The sequence below is a fragment of the Kitasatospora sp. NPDC127111 genome (assembly GCF_042677465.1).
Classification (GTDB): Bacteria; Actinomycetota; Actinomycetes; order Streptomycetales; family Streptomycetaceae; genus Kitasatospora.
Map to the genome: position 1 here is coordinate 1 of NZ_JBHXTG010000030.1, position 14,586 is coordinate 14,586.

The following is a 14,586-nucleotide window of genomic DNA, read 5'->3' on the forward strand; positions in this document are numbered from 1 at the left end:
CGCCGGGCCCCCCCGCCGGCCCCGCCGGCCCCGCCGCCCCCCCCCCGCGGCCTACCCCCCGGGCGCCGGGCCCGGCCGGGAGGCAGCTCCTCCCGGCCGGCCCGGCGGCCGCCCTCGCCGGCGCGACCGCCGGCGCGCCCGGCGCACGGGAAGCCGGCCGGTCCGACTTCCCGCGCCCCGGCCGGAGGCGGAGGTCGGGTACGGAGAGGGCTTGCGGGGCGTGGAAGGGGCGCGTACGGATGGCGCGGACGCCGGAGAACGGGGGCGTGCGGACCGGCGGTCACGCGGGCGTACGGAGGCCCGGGCAGGGCGTCTGGCCTGGGCACATGCCGCTGTCACGGGGCCGGGAACCGTAGCGCGGGCGGGCCTCGTCGGGAGGTATGGGGACCGGCGCGGCGGGGGTACCACCACGGGTGGCGCTGGTTCGGCTGACGGGGGCGCCGCCCGGTGCGAACGGCACCGGGGGAGGTCGAAGGGCAGGGGACGTTGTGATCGTCTGGGTCAATGGCACGTTCGGCGCGGGCAAGACGAGTGCCTGCCGGGAATTGGTCGAGCTACTGCCCGGGAGCACGCTGTTCGACCCGGAGCAGATCGGCTTCGGGCTGCGCGGGATGCTGCCGGCCGACCGGCTGGCCGCGGTGTCGGACTTCCAGGACCTGCCGGCCTGGCGCCGGCTCGTCCCCGAGACGGCGGCCGCGCTGCTCGGCGAGGTCCCGGGACCGCTGGTCGTCCCGATGACGCTGCTCCGCGAGGACTACCGGGACGAGATCTTCGGAGCGCTCGCCTCGCACGGGATCACGGTGCACCACCTCGTGCTGGACCCTGAAGAAACGATCCTGCGTGAGCGGATAGCCCAGCGCGAGGAGATCCCCGGCGACCCGGAGCGCAGCGCGCGGATCCGACAGTGGTGCCTGGAGCACCTGCCCCGCTACCGGGCCGCCCGCCGCTGGCTCGCCCGGGACGCCCGGCTGGTCGACACGGCCGGCCTGACACCGCGCGGGACCGCCGAGCGGCTCGCCCAGCTGGTCCGGGACGGCTCGGCCCGCTGCCCGATCGTGCAGGCCTCCGACCCGACCGGCGACACCGTGGCCTCCGCGGTCCTGTTCTTCGACGAGCAGGACCGCGTGCTGCTGGTCGACCCGGTCTACAAGCCGGACTGGGAGTTCCCCGGCGGCGTGGTCGAGCGCGGCGAGGCGCCCACCGACGCGGCCCTGCGGGAGACCGCCGAGGAGCTGGGACTGCGGCTCGACCCGGCCGCCCTGCGGTTGCTCGCGGTCGACTGGGAGCCGCGGACCGGCCCGCGCCGCGGCGGCCTGCGGCTCGTCTACGACGGCGGCCTGCTCGATGCGGCCGCCCGCCAGCGCCTGCTGCTCCCGCAGGACGAGCTGCGCGGCTGGCGCTTCGTCAGCCTGGAGGAGGCGGCCGGCCTGCTGCCCCCGGGCCGGTACCGCCGGCTCGCCGCCGCGCTGGACGCCCGCCGCAGCGGCGAGCTGCGCTACCTGGAGGCGGGGCGGCGGGCCGCGCTCGGCCTTGCCCGGGCGGCCGACGCGGCGTAGCCGGCCCGGCGGGGTGCGGCGTGCGGGAGTGGGCGCGGCCGGGTGGACGGGTGCGGCCGAGTGGGTTGGTGTGGCCGGGTGGGCGGGTGTGGCGTGCCAGGTGGACCGGTATGGCCGGGTGTGGCTGCGTGGGTTGGTGCGGCGGGCTGGGTGAGGATGGGCGGCCGACGCGGCGTAGTCGGTTCGGCGGGGTGCGGCGTGCGGGAGTGGGCGCGGCCGGGTGGACGGGTGCGGCCGAGTGGGTCGGTGTGGCGTGCTGGGCGGACTGGTGCGGCCGAGTGGGCGGGTGTGGCTGCGTGGGTTGGTGCGGCGGGTGGGGTGAGGTCGGGCGGCCGACGCGGCGTGGCCCGCCCGGCAGGGTGCGACTGGGGGCTGGGTGGGTCGGTGCGGTGGGCCAGGTGAGCCGGTGCGGCGGGCTGGGTCAGGTTGGGCGGCCGACGCGGCGTGGCCGGCCCGGCGGGGTGCGGCTGGGGGCTGGGTGGGTCGGTGCGGTGGGCCGGGTGAGCCGGTGCGGCGGGCTGGGTGGCTCGGTGTGGCTAGGTGGGCCGGTGTGACCGGGTGTGGCTGCGTGGGTTGGTGCGGCGGGTCGGGTGAGGTCGGGCGGCCGACGCGGCGTGGCCCGCCCGACGGGGTGCGGCTGGGGGCTGGGTGGATCGGTGCGGTGGGCCGGGTGCGGCGTACGGGGGCGGCCGGGTGGGCGGGGGCGGCGTACCGGGTGGTCGTGGGCCGCGGGGCGGGGCGGGGGACGGCAGGATGGGGGCATGCCCTTCACGCTGAGCCACCCGGCCGCCGTCCTGCCCCTGTTGCGTGCGGCGGGGGCGCGCGGGCCGCTGGTCGCCTCGGCGCTGGTGGCCGGCTCGATGGCGCCCGACGTGCCGTTCTTCGCGGAGTCGCTGCTGCCCGGCGTGTACGGGCTCGGCGGGCTGACCCACCGTTGGTGGGCGGTGCCGACGGTGGACGTGGCGCTCGCGGGTGTGCTGGTGGCCGGGTGGCACGGGCTGCTGCGCGGCCCGTTGGTCGCCCTGCTGCCCGGGCGCTGGGCGGGCGCGGCCGAGGCGCTGACGGCCCGGCGGGCCGGCGGCGGTGCGGGCGGTGCCGCGACGGCGGCCTGGTTCGCCGCTTCGGCCGCGATCGGCGCGGCCACCCACGTCGGCTGGGACGCGTTCACGCACGAGGGCCGGCTGGGCGTCGCGCTGCTGCCGGTGCTGGAGCGGACGGTCGCCGGACTTCCGCTGTACACCGTGCTGCAGTACGGCGGCTCGGTGCCGGCGCTGGCCGCACTCGCCGGGTGGGCGGCGCGCGCGGGCCGGGCGGTGGAGCCGGTGCGGCCGGCGGTGGTGCTCCCCGCGGGGGTGCGGCGGGCCGTGGTCGCGGCGCTGGGCGCGGCGACGGCGGTCGGAGCGTGGCACCGGCTCACGCCGCTGCGGCGCAACCTCGTCCCGGAGCTCTGCTTCGGGGCGGGAGCCGGCCTCACGGTGGGCGCCGTCGGGTACGCGCTGGCGCACGCCGCGGCCGCGCGGGCGGGGAGACGGCGCGGCACCCGGCCGGCCGACCGGGAGCGGTCGGCCGAGCGGGTGCCGGTCTGAGCCGTCGCCGGCCCGCGTGCCCGCCGCTCCGGGCGGCTGTCGGCCCGGGCGGGCGCGGTGGGGGCGGGCGCGCGGGGCGTCAGGCCTTGCGCAGCTCCGCGTAGCGGCGCAGGAAGAGCGCCTCGGTCAGCGCCATCCGCTCCAGCTCCAGCGGGTCGACGCTCTCGTTGACCGCGTGGATCTGGGTGGTCGGCTCCTCGACGCCGATCAGCACGATCTCGGCCTGCGGGTAGAGGGTCTGCAGGGTGTTGCAGAGCGGGATCGAGCCGCCCTCGCCGGAGGCGACCATCGGGGTGCCGAAGGCCTCGGCCATCGCCTCGCCCATCGCCTCGTACGCCGGGCCGGAGGTGTCCGCGCTGAACGGGGCGCCGTTGCCGTGCCGCTCGATCCGCACCTGCGCGCCGAACGGCACCTGGGCCTCCAGGTGGGCGACCAGCGCGTCCTGCGCGGCGTCGGTGTCGGTGCCCGGCGGCACCCGCAGGCTGACCAGCGCCTTGGCGGCGGACTGGACGGAGGAGGTGGCGCCGATCACCGGCGGGGCGTCGATGCCCAGCACGGTGACGGACGGGCGGGCCCACAGCCGGTCGGCGACGCTGCCGGTGCCGGTCAGCTCGACGCCGTCCAGCACCTTGGCGTCGGCCCGGAACTGCTCGTCGGCGTACTGCACGCCGGGCCAGGTCTGGTCGTTGGTCAGCCCGGCCACCGCGACGTCGCCGTTCTCGTCGTGCAGCGAGGCCAGCACCTTCACCAGGGCCTGCAGGGCGTCCGGGGCGGCGCCGCCGAAGGCGCCCGAGTGCAGGTTGCCGGCCAGCGTGGTGATCGCCACCTCGACCACCGTCATGCCGCGCAGCGAGGCGGTGACGGTGGGCAGGCCGGGGGCGAAGTTGCCGGTGTCACCGATGACGATGGCGTCGGCGGCGAGCAGCTCGGGGTGCGCCTCGGCGTACCGCTCCAGGCCGCCGGTGCCCTGCTCCTCCGAGCCCTCCACGATGATCTTCAGCCCGACGGGGTACTCGTCGCCGTACACCCGGCGCAGCGCCCGAAGGGCCGTCAGGTGCATCAGGATGTTGCCCTTGCAGTCCGCCGCGCCGCGCCCGTACCAGCGGCCGTCGCGCTCGGTCAGCTCGAAGGCGGGGCTGAGCCAGGCGTCCTCGTCGAGCGGGGGCTGGACGTCGTAGTGGGAGTAGAGCAGCACGGTCGGCGCGCCGGCCGGGCCGGGCAGCTCGGCGTAGACGGACTGGGTGCCGTCCGGGGTGTCCAGCAGCTGCACGTTCGTCAGGCCCTCGGCGGCGAAGGCGTCGGCCACCCACCGGGCGGCCTTGCGGCACTCCTCGACCGGGAACTGGCGCGGGTCGGCGACCGACGGGAAGGCGACCAGCTCGGCGAGGTCGGTGCGGGCCCGGTCCATCAGGGACCGGACGGCGTCGGCCAGGGGCTGCTGCGGCATGCGGGTGCTCCGGGGGGCTGGCGTCCGTCCGGCGGGGTGACCCGGACGGACGGCGTCGGGTTGGGGTACCGCCGATCATAGGCCGAGCCCGAACGGACGGTCGCGGGTACGGGTGGATGTTCGGGGTGCCGCGGCGGACGGTGCCTCACCCGGCCGCATAGGATTGCTCGACGTGACTGACTCCGGAAGCTCCGATCCCCGTAGCCCGCTCGACGCCGCGGCGTCCGGACAGCCGTCCGGGCCGCAGCCTGACCAGGCGGCGGCCGGCCCCGACCGCCTCGACGGCGTCTGGGACGTCGTCGTGGTCGGTGCCGGACCGGCGGGGGCGTCGGCCGCGCACGCCGCCGCCACGCAGGGCCGCCGCGTGCTGCTCCTCGACAAGGCCGAACACCCGCGGTACAAGACCTGCGGCGGCGGCATCATCGGCCCGTCCCGGGACAGCCTGCCGCCGGACTTCCGGCTGCCGCTGCAGGACCGGGTGCACGCCGTCACCTTCGCGTACGGCGGCCGGTTCACCCGGACGCGGCGTTCGAAGCGGATGCTGTTCGGGCTGGTCAACCGGGACGAGTTCGACCTGCGCCTGGTGCAGGCGGCCAAGCAGGCGGGCGCGGTGCTGGTCACCGGAGTGACCGTCACCGGGGTGGAGCAGCGGGGCGGCGACCACCGCACCGCCGTCGTCACCGCCTCCGACGGGCGCGGCTTCGAGGCCCGCGCGGTGGTCGGCGCGGACGGCAGCGCCAGCCGGATCGGCCGGCACGTCGGGGTCTCCTTCGACCAGATCGACCTCGGCCTGGAGGCGGAGATCCCCGTCCCGGCCTCGGTCGCGGCCGACTGGGCCGGCCGGATCCACCTCGACTGGGGCCCGCTGCCCGGCAGTTACGGCTGGGTGTTCCCGAAGACGGAGTCCAACAGCCTCACCGTCGGGGTGATCTCGGCCCGCGGCGACGGCGAGCGGACCAAGCAGTACCTGGCCGACTACATCCGTCGGCTGGGGCTGGCCGGGTTCCCGCCGAGCGTGGAGTCCGGACACCTGACCCGCTGCCGGGCCGAGGACTCGCCGCTCTCCCGCGGCCGGGTGCTGGTGGCCGGCGACGCGGCCGGCCTGCTGGAGCCCTGGACCCGCGAGGGCATCTCGTACGCGCTGCGCTCGGGCCGGCTGGCCGGCGAGTGGGCGGTCAAGGTGGCCGAGGCGGGCAGTGCGGCGGAGGTGCGGCGGGAGGCGCTGAACTACGCCTTCGCCATCAAGGCCGGGCTGGGCGTGGAGATGCGGGCCGGCAAGCAGATGCTGGCGGCCTTCGAGCGCCGGCCGTACCTGTTCCACGCCGCGGTCTGCCTGGTGGCGCCGGCCTGGCGGGCCTTCGCCCGGACCACCCAGGGGCACACCACCTTCGCGCAGGTGCTGCGGCAGTACCGGTCGGCGCGGCGGCTGGCCGCGGTCGCCTCGCGGTAGGCGGTTGGCGGTAGGCGGTAGCGGGTGGTGGCGGGACGGATCCCCGGGGCGGGCGCGGACGGCGCCCGCCCCGGGGGCGGTTCAGCCGGTGCCGGTGCTCACCTGAGGCCGGTGTCGAGCGCCGTGATCAGCGTGCCGTCCGGGGTGTCGCCGGACATCTCCCAGATCATCGCGCCGAGCAGGTTCTTCGACTTCAGGTAGGCGGTCTTCCGGCCGATCGACCAGGCGTCGTCGAAGGTCCACCACTGCCCGCCCGCGCCGGTGTAGCCGTAGGTCGCGGCCGACTGGGTGTCGTGCCGGACGGTGAGGCCGGGGAGGGCGGTGACGAGGTTGTGGTACCCGCGGGTGCCGGCCTCCTCGGCGAACTGGCCGGGCGCCGCGCCGGTCGCGCTCTGCCACTCGCCCGCCGCGCCGCCGTCCGCGACGCCCTGCCAGCCGCGCCCGTAGAACGGGAAGCCGATGGTGAGCTTGCGCGGGTTGACCCCGGCGTCGAGGTAGGCCCGGACGGCCGCGTCGACGCTGAAGCGGTTCGGGTACGGGTCCTGGGCGTCCGCGTAGAGGTTGGCCTGGTGGCCGGTCCGGTTGGGCTCCCACGAGTTGTCGCTGCCGGCGCCGTGGAAGTCGTAGCCCTGGACGTTGGCGATGTCCAGGTAGCCGAAGATCTTCGAGAGGTCCCAGCCCTGGCCGATCTTGACCGGGTCGGCCGGGGTGAAGGCGGTCAGCAGCCTGTGCGGGCCGCCGAGCGCGTCCAGCTGCTTGCGGAACTCGGCCAGCAGCAGCGTCAGGTTCGTCTGGTCGGTGGTGCTGTGGTGGTTGCCGGCGTGGCCGTCGGCGGAGCCGGGCCACTCCCAGTCGAGGTCGATGCCGTCGAAGACGCCGGCCGCCACGCCGTCACCGCCGGCGCCGTTGTAGAGCGGCAGGTTGCCCTTGATCCAGACGTCGATGCAGGACCTGACGAACTTCTGCCGGGAGGCGTCGGTGGCGGCCGCGTCGGAGAAGTACGTGGAGTACGTCCAGCCGCCGAGCGAGACGACCACCTTCAGGTGCGGGTACTTCGCCTTGAGCTTCTTCAACTGGTTGAAGTTGCCGCGCAGTTCGCCCCAGCCGTCGTCGGCCGTGCCGTCCACCGACTGGGCGGCGCTCATCGGGCGGGCGTAGTCGGCGTCCGCGTCGCCCGCGCCGGTGCCCTGGTCCGGGTCCTGCGGGTCGGCGGTGGTGCCCTTGGTCACGCCGGCCAGGCAGGTGAGGTTGACCGGATCGATGTTCTCGAAGGCGTAGTTGATCACGTCGAGCTTGGCCGCGCTGCCCGAGGTGTCGAGGTTCTTCACGAAGTACTGGCGGCCGTAGATGCCCCACTGGGTGAAGTAGCCGACCCGGGCGTACGTACCGGCGCCGACCAGGTCCGCGGTGGTGACGGTGAGCGGCGCCGAGGCGGGCGAGGCGTTGTCGGCGCCGTCCCGGGCCTTCACGGTGAAGGTGTAACCGGTCGACGGGGAGAGGCCGTTGACGGTCGCGGTCAGCGTGCCGCCGGTGACCGACCGCACCAGCGAGGCGCCCTGGTAGACGTCGTACGCGGCGACCCGCGCGTTGTCGGTGGCGGCGTTCCAGGCGAGCGTCACGTCGGTGGAGTTCACCGCCGTGGCGCGCAGGCCGGTGGGCGCGGTGGGCGGGACGGGGTCGGTCGCCGGGTCGACGGTGGCGGCGGTGACGGGCGGGCTCAGCGGGCCGGTGTTGCCCCGGGTGTCCTTGGCCCGGACGGTCAGGGTGTACGACGTGGCCGGGGTGAGCCCGGTGACCACGGTGTCGGTGGTCGCGCCGGAGCCCACGACGGTGGCGCCGTTCAGCACCTCGTACGAGGCGACCGGGAAGTCCCCGCCGACGGCGGCCGGCCAGGTCAACGCGAGGCTGTGCGCGGTCGCCTCGGTCACCACCGGCGTCCCGGGCGCGGACGGCGGCACGTCCGGACTCCCGTCGCACTTGTCGCCGTTGATCCGGCAGCCGGTCGGTGCGCCGATCGGGCCGTTGGCCACGAACCAGAAGCTGTACGGCTCGGTGGTGCCGTGCGCGGGGACGTTCGCGTTGTAGAACGCGTTGGTGGCGGTGACGTGGCGGCCGTTGACCGTCGCGGTGCCGTTGTAGCTGCTCTGGACCGACACGCCGGCCGGCAGGTCGAACTCCAGCGTCCAGCCCGGAACGGCGGCGGCGTTGTCGTTGCGGACGACGTACGTGCCCTTCCACCAGGAGCCGTTGTCGGCGGTGGTGAAGGCGGCGGTGAGCCGGCCGGCGGCGTGCGCCGGGGCGGCCAGCGCGGTGAGCGCGGGCAGCGGGAGGAGCAGGACGGCGAGCAGTGTCAGCAGTCTGCTGCGCGCCCGGGGGCGGCGGGCCGGGCGGCGGGCCCACAGGTGCGCGGGCCGGGGTGGGACGGACATGGTTCTCCCTGTGGCTGTGGGGGTGGACAGGGTGGTGCAGAACCGTGCGGGTGGTGCCCGGCCGGGTGGGCGCGGGCCGGTGGGGCGTTCCGGTGGTGCGCGGCCGGTCGGTCGCGGTGGGTCGCGGTCGGTGGTGCGTGGCCGACCGGTGCCCGCGCCGTGGGGAGGCGGGGGCATGGGCACTGTAGGAGGACTGGACCAATGCGTCAACAGGTCTGTACCAGTGGAGAGTTGGCGCCGCCGGCCGGGTTCAGGCCCGGCGCGCGCCGCCGGTCAGCTCGTCGCCCAGCGGGCTGCGGCTGTAGAGCACCGAACGGCCGTGCCGGGCCCGCGTCACCAGGCCGGTCTCGTGCAGCACCGCCAGGTGCTGACTCACCGCGCCCGGGGTGACACCCAGCCGGTACGCCAGCTCGGTGGTCGAGGCCGGCTCGGCCAGCAGGGCCAGCAGCCGGGCCTTCGGCGCGCCGAGCAACAGCTCCAGGGCGCGCCGGGTCACCGGCGCCGCCGGACCGGCCATCCCGCCCTGCCCGCGGGCCGGGTAACTGATCTGCGGCGGACGGTCGTTGCTGATCATCGTGATCGCGCCGCGGGCGAAGAACGTCGGCGTCAGCACCAGCCCGCGCCCGTCCACGGTGATGTCGCCGTCCTGCTCCGACCAGCGGCGGTCGATCGCCAGCACCCCGTCCTCCCAGCGCAGCCGGTGGTCCAGGTCGGCGAAGAGCGCCGCCGCGCCGTGCTGGGAGAGCACCCGCGCCCGGTACACCAGGTCCGCCTCCAGCACCGTGCGGGCCTGCGGCCACCAGCCCGGGGCGAGGCAGGCCTCCCAGTACTCCTCCAGCGCGTCGGCGATCCGGGCCAGCAGCCGGGCCGGATCGCCGAGCCCGGCGGCCAGCAGGGCGGGCAGCGGCTGGCCGTGCGGCAGGAAGGTCTGCTCCAGCTCGGGGCGCAGCTGCTCGGGCGGCAGGGACCGGACCACGGCCAGCTCGGTACGGAAGTCGGCCGACGGGGTGGCCGGACGGGGCGTCAGGAAGTCGGGGATCCAGCGGTTGACGGCGACCAGCGAGAGCAGCAGCGCGGAGTCCAGCCGCTCGAAGGCCGGGCGCAGCCGCTCGAAGGCGGGTGACTGCAGCGTGTAGAAGCCCGGGTGGGTCCACATCCGCAGGCTGAGCACGGCCTCCTGGATCGGCGAGCAGGCGAACCAGGTGGTGGCGAGGTCGGCCAGGGAGAGCCTGAACCTGTGCACGTCCCACCCCCGGCCCGCTCGGACTTTGAGCCAGAGCCTAAATCAATACTGCGGGAGCGGGGGAAGGGGGTGGGATCGTGGGCATGACCAGCTCACCGGCGGAGACCGCCACCCCCGACTCAGGCCTGCCCGGCCACGGATCGACCGGCACGGGAAGGACCGGCGACGGCTCGTCCGCCGGCGGACCGGCCGGCCACGCACCGACCGGCCACGGACCGGCCGACGCGGGACGGCCCGGCCCGGGATCGCCCGGCTCCGCGCGGGCCGCGCGGCTGCTGCACCCCGACCCGATGGTCCGCCGACTGGCGGCGCTGACGCTCGTCAACACCATCGGCAGCGGCCTCTCGCTCAGCGTGAGCGTGCTCTTCTTCACCCGCGTGCTCGGGCTGAGCGCCGCTCAGCTCGGGGTCGGGCTCACCGTCGCCGGGCTCTGCGGGGTCGCCGCCAGCGTGCCCGCCGGGCGGGCCGCCGACCGGTGGGGAGCGCGGCGGGTCCTGGTGCTGCTGGTCGCGGCGAACGGCGTGGGCACCGCCTGCTACGCCCTGGTGCACGGCTACCCGGCCTTCCTGGCGCTGGCCTGCCTGGTCTGCGCGGTCGACCGGGGCTCGGCCGCCGTGCGCAACGCGCTCTACGCCGAGGTGCTGCCCGCCGACCGCCGGGTGGCGGGCCGGGCCTACCTGCGCGTGGTCACCAACGTCGGCATCTGCCTCGGCACGGCGCTCGGCGCGATCGCGCTCCAGGTGGACAGCCGGCCGGCGTACCTGACGGCGATCCTGGGCGACGCCGTGTCGTACGCGGTGGTCGCCGTGCTGTTCCACCGGCTGCGCGTCCCGGCGGCCGAGCGGCCGGTCGCGGCACCGGCGGAGGACGGCGGCCCCGGCGACGCCGGTGCGACCGGTGCGACCGGTGGGAGCGGCGCGAAGGCGAAGGCGGTGCGGCGGCGCAACCCGGCGCTGCGGGACGGGCCGTTCCTGGTGGTGACGGTGCTGAACTCGCTGCTCTGCCTGCAGTTCGCGATGCTCGAGGTCGGCGTGCCGCTCTGGGTCGTCCAGCAGACCGACGCGCCCCGGATCACCGTGGCCGGCACCCTGATCGTCAACACCGTGCTGGTGATCGCCCTGCAGGTCCGGGCCACCCGGGGCACCGAGGACCCGACCACCGCCGCCCGGATCTGCGGCCGGGCCGGCCTGATCCTGGCCGCCTCCAGCCTGGTGATCGCCCTCGCCCACGGGCTGCCGCCGCTCGTCGCCGCGGCGGCGGTGCTCGGCGGCGTGGCGCTGCAGGCGCTCGGCGAGGTGCTCGCCCAGGCCGGCGGCTGGGCGCTGAGCTACGACCTGGCCGGCGACCGCGACCACGGCGCCTACCAGGGCGTCTACAACGCCGGCACGGCCGCCGCGATGATGATCGGACCGGCCGTGGTCAGCACCGCCGTCGTCGGCTTCGGCCTGCTCGGCTGGGCCGCCCTCGGCGCACTGCTCGCGGCAGCCGGGCTGGCCATGCGCCCCGCCGTCCGGTGGGGCCGGCGGCGGGGCGCGCTGGCGTAGCCCGGGGCCTGTCCGGCACGACCCGCCGGTCAGGGGCCTAGCCCTGCGCCGCCGGGCGCTCGTCGGGGACCACGGCGAGTGCCTCGATCTCGATCAGCACCTCGGGCAGGAAGAGCGCCGCGACCTGCATCGCCGAACTGGCCGGCAATGGCGTGGCGCCGAAGTGCTCGTCCCGGGCCTCCCGGACGGCCGGCATGAACGCCATGTCGGTGACGAAGTACGTCAGCTTGACGACGTCGGCGAAGCCGGCCCCGGCGGCGGCCAGACAGCGGCTCAGGTTCTCGAAGACCTGACGCGCCTGCGCCTTCGGGTCGCCGGCCCCGACCAGTCGCCGCTGCTCGTCGAACGCGACCTGGCCGGAGACGGCGACCAGCCGGCCGGTGCCGCTGACGACCTGGGTGTACCCGGTCCCGGGGGCGACCCCGGGCGGCTCGGCGATGTGGGTGAGGTGCGGGGTGTGAGAGGTCATGGCGTCCATCGTGGCCGACGGATGATCAGCACACCAGCGCTTTCCGGCCACTCCGACCGGGCCGGGGCCCACGCTCAGTGGACCACCTCGGGCAGCGCGCGGCAGTACCGGCGGTCGGCCTCGCCCAGCACGGCGGCCGGACCGCCCGCCCGCAGCACCACGTCCAGCACCGCGTCCGGGTCGCAGGCGTAACCGCCGCTGGCCCAGGCGGAGTTGGCCTCGACCACCGCCCAGCGGCCATCGCCCACCGGGCCGACGTCGATCACCGTGGCACTCGGCAGCGTCCCCGCCGCGGCGGCCAGCACCTCGGCGGCGAAGGCGGCCACCTCCGCCCGGTGACCGTCCTCGGCGAGCGGCGCGACGTCCAGGTCACCGTCCACCGCGTAGCGCGAGCCGGTCCGCACCTGGCCGTCCAGGACGAACAGCCGGTACTCGCGGCGGAACCGGACCACCTCACTGGCCAGCACCGGGGTGTCGTCCTCCAGCGCGTCCGGGCCCGGCAGACCGGAACCGTCCCGGTACACCTTGGCCGGGAACAGCTTGTCGCCCGGCGGCTTCAGGAACATCGGGCGACGCAGCCCACGGGCCTCGGCCAGCGTGGTGAGCCGGACGGACCGTCCGGTCAGCTCCCGCGGCAGGCGGGCCAGCCAGTCGTCGCCCGGCTGCAGCAGGCCCAGACCGAACGCACCGCCGACCGCGTCGCCGAACAACGGCCCGCCGTACACGTGCACGGACTCGCCCAGCAGCTCCTCCGGCGCCCGCCAGGCCGCCGCGGTGTGCACGCGCAGCCCGCGCCGGCCCGCCGCGGTGCGCAGCTGCAGGCCGGTGTCGTTGATCCGGGGCGAGAGGAGGAGGACGGCGTCGGTGGTCATGGTCAACGATGGTGCCGTGCCGGGCACCGGGCCCACCAGCGGTTTTCTCCGGCCCGCCGCCGCCCGCCCGGCCGGCCTCCCGGACGGCCCACCGCACGGCTGACCGCACGGCCCACCGCACGGCCGACCGGACCGCCGGGCACGGATTTCCCTGGCGGGTGACTCTGGCCGAGCGGCGGGTGGGCATGTCAGAGTCGTCCGGGCGCCGTCCCCGCCGGGACCGGCGCCGCCGCAGTCCGACCCACCCTCAGCCGGAAAGCAGGCCCGCACCGATGACCCGCGAAGTGCCCCTGGTCCGCGTCACCACCACCGACGCCGTCACCACGCTCACCCTCGACTCGCCGCACAACCGCAACGCGCTCTCCACCCGGCTGATGGCCGAGCTGACGGCCGGCCTCGCCGCCGCCGCGGCCGACCCGGAGGTCCGCGCCGTGGTGCTCGGCCACGCCGGCAAGGTGTTCTGCGCGGGCGCCGACCTCTCCGAGGCGACCGGCGCGGACCCGACGGTCGGCCCGCGCGGCCTGGTCGACCTCCAGCGGGCGATCGTCGACTGCGCCAAGCCGGTCATCGCCGTGATCGACGGGCACGTCCGGGCCGGCGGACTCGGCCTGGTCGGCGCCGCCGACCTCGCACTCGCCGGACCGGCCGCCACCTTCGCCTTCACCGAGGTCCGCCTCGGCCTCGCCCCCGCCGTCATCTCGCTGCCGCTGCGCCCCAAGCTGGACCCCCGCGCGGCCTCCCGCTACTACCTGACCGGAGAGGTCTTTGGCGCCGCCGAGGCCGCCCGGATCGGCCTGATCACCGAGGCGACGGACTCCGCGGAGTCCACCGGCACCGCGCTCAAGGGCCTGCTGGACGCGCTGCGCCAGGGCTCCCCGCAGGGCCTCGCGCAGTCCAAGCGACTGGCCAACGCCGAGGTGGTGCGCTCCTTCGAGCGGGACGCCGACGAACTGGTCGAGCTGTCCGCCCGGCTGTTCGGCTCGGACGAGGCCCAGCAGGGCATGCGGGCGTTCCTGGAGAAGCGGCCGGCGCCCTGGGCCCGCTGAACCCCCGGCGGCGGGCACGGCGGCGGGAGCTCAGCTCGCCCCGCTCCAGCGGACGGCGGCCGTCTCCCGCCACAGCTCCAGCAGCGACCGGTCACCGCTGACCTCCACCCGCTCGGCCGGCAGCCGGTTCCACAGCAGCAGGTAGAGCTCGCGGGCCGGGCCGGCCAGTGTCAGGTCGGCCCGCGCGTCGGCCGGGGCCGGCACGGTGACGACGAGCGGCTCCCGGCTGACGGTCAGCAGCCAGGAGCCCGGCCCGTCGTCCGCCCGCACCAGCACCGTGCGCGGCCGCTCGCTGCGCACCTGCGCCCGGCCGCGCGCCATGAACCCGCGCAGCAGCTCGTCGATCCCGTCCAGTGCCAGGTCGGTGGCCACTCGCGGGCCCTCGGCCCCGGCGGCCGCGTCGGCGTCGAAGCGGTGCACGGCGGTCTCGTGCGCCTGGCGGCGGGCCCAGAACGCCAGCGGGCCCGGGGCCGGGAGGAAGCTCCAGCAGGCGAGGTCGGCCGGCGCCGCGGCGAGCGCCGCCACCAGCGCGGTGTGGCCGGAGCGGAACCAGTCCAGCAGGGCGTCGTCCGACGGCGCCGGCCCCCAGGCGGCGCGCTGCCCGTCGTCGTCCAGCGGCGTCGCCAGTCCGTCCCGGACGTGGGCGGTGGCCCAGCGGTGGACCCGGCCGGTGTGCAGCACGAGGTCGCGCAGCCGCCAGTCCGGGCAGGTGGGGACGGGCGCGGCGAGGTCCGTGCGGGCGGCGGCGTCGGCGAGCAGCCGGCCCTCGCGGCGCAGGGCGTCGATGTGATCGGTGATCTCCATGGTCGACGAGTCTGGCACCGTCCGCGGACTTCGGTGGCCGTGGGCTCCGGGCGGGCCCGGCGGGCCCGGCGGGGGAGGGCGGGGCGGGCGGTGCCGCCGGCGGTCGGGGGTGGCGGGCAGTGGTCCGCGGTGGCCGGCGG

Annotated in this window: 11 protein-coding genes; 5 read left to right on the forward strand and 6 right to left on the reverse strand. The window is 76.4% G+C overall.

Features of this window, described 5'->3' with window-relative positions; genetic code table 11:
• Positions 1–488: 488 nt before the first annotated feature.
• Both ACFVHB_RS19480 and ACFVHB_RS19485 read left to right on the forward strand, forming a co-directional pair.
• On the forward strand, positions 489–1,556 hold the full coding sequence (locus tag ACFVHB_RS19480) for an NUDIX domain-containing protein (RefSeq protein ID WP_380323302.1): 1,068 nt from the start codon (positions 489–491) through the stop codon (positions 1,554–1,556).
• A gap of 761 nt (positions 1,557–2,317) precedes the next feature.
• Positions 2,318–3,142: a DUF4184 family protein gene (locus ACFVHB_RS19485; RefSeq protein ID WP_380323305.1), complete on the forward strand. Its 825-nt coding sequence runs from the start codon at positions 2,318–2,320 to the stop codon at positions 3,140–3,142.
• Positions 3,143–3,221: 79 nt separating this feature from the next.
• Here ACFVHB_RS19485 and ACFVHB_RS19490 read toward each other — a convergent pair whose 3' ends face one another.
• Positions 3,222–4,589, reverse strand: coding sequence for a dipeptidase (locus ACFVHB_RS19490; protein WP_380323308.1), 1,368 nt, complete (start codon positions 4,587–4,589; stop codon positions 3,222–3,224).
• 172 nt (positions 4,590–4,761) lie between these two features.
• Here ACFVHB_RS19490 and ACFVHB_RS19495 point away from each other — a divergent pair, with 172 nt between their 5' ends.
• Entirely contained in the window at positions 4,762–6,039 is a 1,278-nt protein-coding gene (locus ACFVHB_RS19495) for a geranylgeranyl reductase family protein (protein ID WP_380323311.1), read from the forward strand.
• A 98-nt stretch (positions 6,040–6,137) separates the two neighbouring features.
• Here ACFVHB_RS19495 and ACFVHB_RS19500 read toward each other — a convergent pair whose 3' ends face one another.
• Together ACFVHB_RS19500 and ACFVHB_RS19505 are read right to left on the reverse strand one after the other, a co-directional pair.
• Positions 6,138–8,468: a glycosyl hydrolase family 18 protein gene (locus ACFVHB_RS19500; protein WP_380323313.1), complete on the reverse strand. Its 2,331-nt coding sequence runs from the start codon at positions 8,466–8,468 to the stop codon at positions 6,138–6,140.
• Positions 8,469–8,718: 250 nt separating this feature from the next.
• Positions 8,719–9,711, reverse strand: a complete 993-nt coding sequence (locus ACFVHB_RS19505) for an ArsR/SmtB family transcription factor (RefSeq protein ID WP_380323316.1) — start codon at positions 9,709–9,711, stop codon at positions 8,719–8,721.
• 83 nt (positions 9,712–9,794) lie between these two features.
• Between ACFVHB_RS19505 and ACFVHB_RS19510 the strand changes: the two genes are divergently transcribed.
• Positions 9,795–11,255 carry an MFS transporter gene (locus ACFVHB_RS19510; protein ID WP_380323319.1) on the forward strand — a complete coding sequence of 487 codons (1,461 nt, stop codon included), beginning with the start codon at positions 9,795–9,797 and terminating at the stop codon, positions 11,253–11,255.
• A gap of 37 nt (positions 11,256–11,292) precedes the next feature.
• Here ACFVHB_RS19510 and ACFVHB_RS19515 read toward each other — a convergent pair whose 3' ends face one another.
• Together ACFVHB_RS19515 and ACFVHB_RS19520 are read right to left on the reverse strand one after the other, a co-directional pair.
• Positions 11,293–11,733 carry a RidA family protein gene (locus ACFVHB_RS19515; RefSeq protein WP_380323322.1) on the reverse strand — a complete coding sequence of 147 codons (441 nt, stop codon included), beginning with the start codon at positions 11,731–11,733 and terminating at the stop codon, positions 11,293–11,295.
• 65 nt (positions 11,734–11,798) lie between these two features.
• On the reverse strand, positions 11,799–12,596 hold the full coding sequence (locus tag ACFVHB_RS19520) for an ATP-grasp domain-containing protein (RefSeq protein WP_380323326.1): 798 nt from the start codon (positions 12,594–12,596) through the stop codon (positions 11,799–11,801).
• 272 nt (positions 12,597–12,868) lie between these two features.
• Between ACFVHB_RS19520 and ACFVHB_RS19525 the strand changes: the two genes are divergently transcribed.
• Positions 12,869–13,642 carry an enoyl-CoA hydratase family protein gene (locus ACFVHB_RS19525; protein WP_360184313.1) on the forward strand — a complete coding sequence of 258 codons (774 nt, stop codon included), beginning with the start codon at positions 12,869–12,871 and terminating at the stop codon, positions 13,640–13,642.
• A gap of 30 nt (positions 13,643–13,672) precedes the next feature.
• Here ACFVHB_RS19525 and ACFVHB_RS19530 read toward each other — a convergent pair whose 3' ends face one another.
• Positions 13,673–14,446, reverse strand: coding sequence for a maleylpyruvate isomerase N-terminal domain-containing protein (locus ACFVHB_RS19530; RefSeq protein ID WP_380323329.1), 774 nt, complete (start codon positions 14,444–14,446; stop codon positions 13,673–13,675).
• Positions 14,447–14,586 lie beyond the last annotated feature (140 nt).

Coding starts and splice junctions, on each gene's coding strand:
- ACFVHB_RS19500 (WP_380323313.1), bottom strand. CDS start 8,468: ATGTCCGTCCCACCCCGGCCCGCGCACCTGTGGGCCCGCCGCCCGGCC.
- ACFVHB_RS19525 (WP_360184313.1), top strand. CDS start 12,869: ATGACCCGCGAAGTGCCCCTGGTCCGCGTCACCACCACCGACGCCGTC.
- ACFVHB_RS19515 (WP_380323322.1), bottom strand. CDS start 11,733: ATGGACGCCATGACCTCTCACACCCCGCACCTCACCCACATCGCCGAG.
- ACFVHB_RS19490 (WP_380323308.1), bottom strand. CDS start 4,589: ATGCCGCAGCAGCCCCTGGCCGACGCCGTCCGGTCCCTGATGGACCGG.
- ACFVHB_RS19485 (WP_380323305.1), top strand. CDS start 2,318: ATGCCCTTCACGCTGAGCCACCCGGCCGCCGTCCTGCCCCTGTTGCGT.
- ACFVHB_RS19520 (WP_380323326.1), bottom strand. CDS start 12,596: ATGACCACCGACGCCGTCCTCCTCCTCTCGCCCCGGATCAACGACACC.
- ACFVHB_RS19530 (WP_380323329.1), bottom strand. CDS start 14,446: ATGGAGATCACCGATCACATCGACGCCCTGCGCCGCGAGGGCCGGCTG.
- ACFVHB_RS19510 (WP_380323319.1), top strand. CDS start 9,795: ATGACCAGCTCACCGGCGGAGACCGCCACCCCCGACTCAGGCCTGCCC.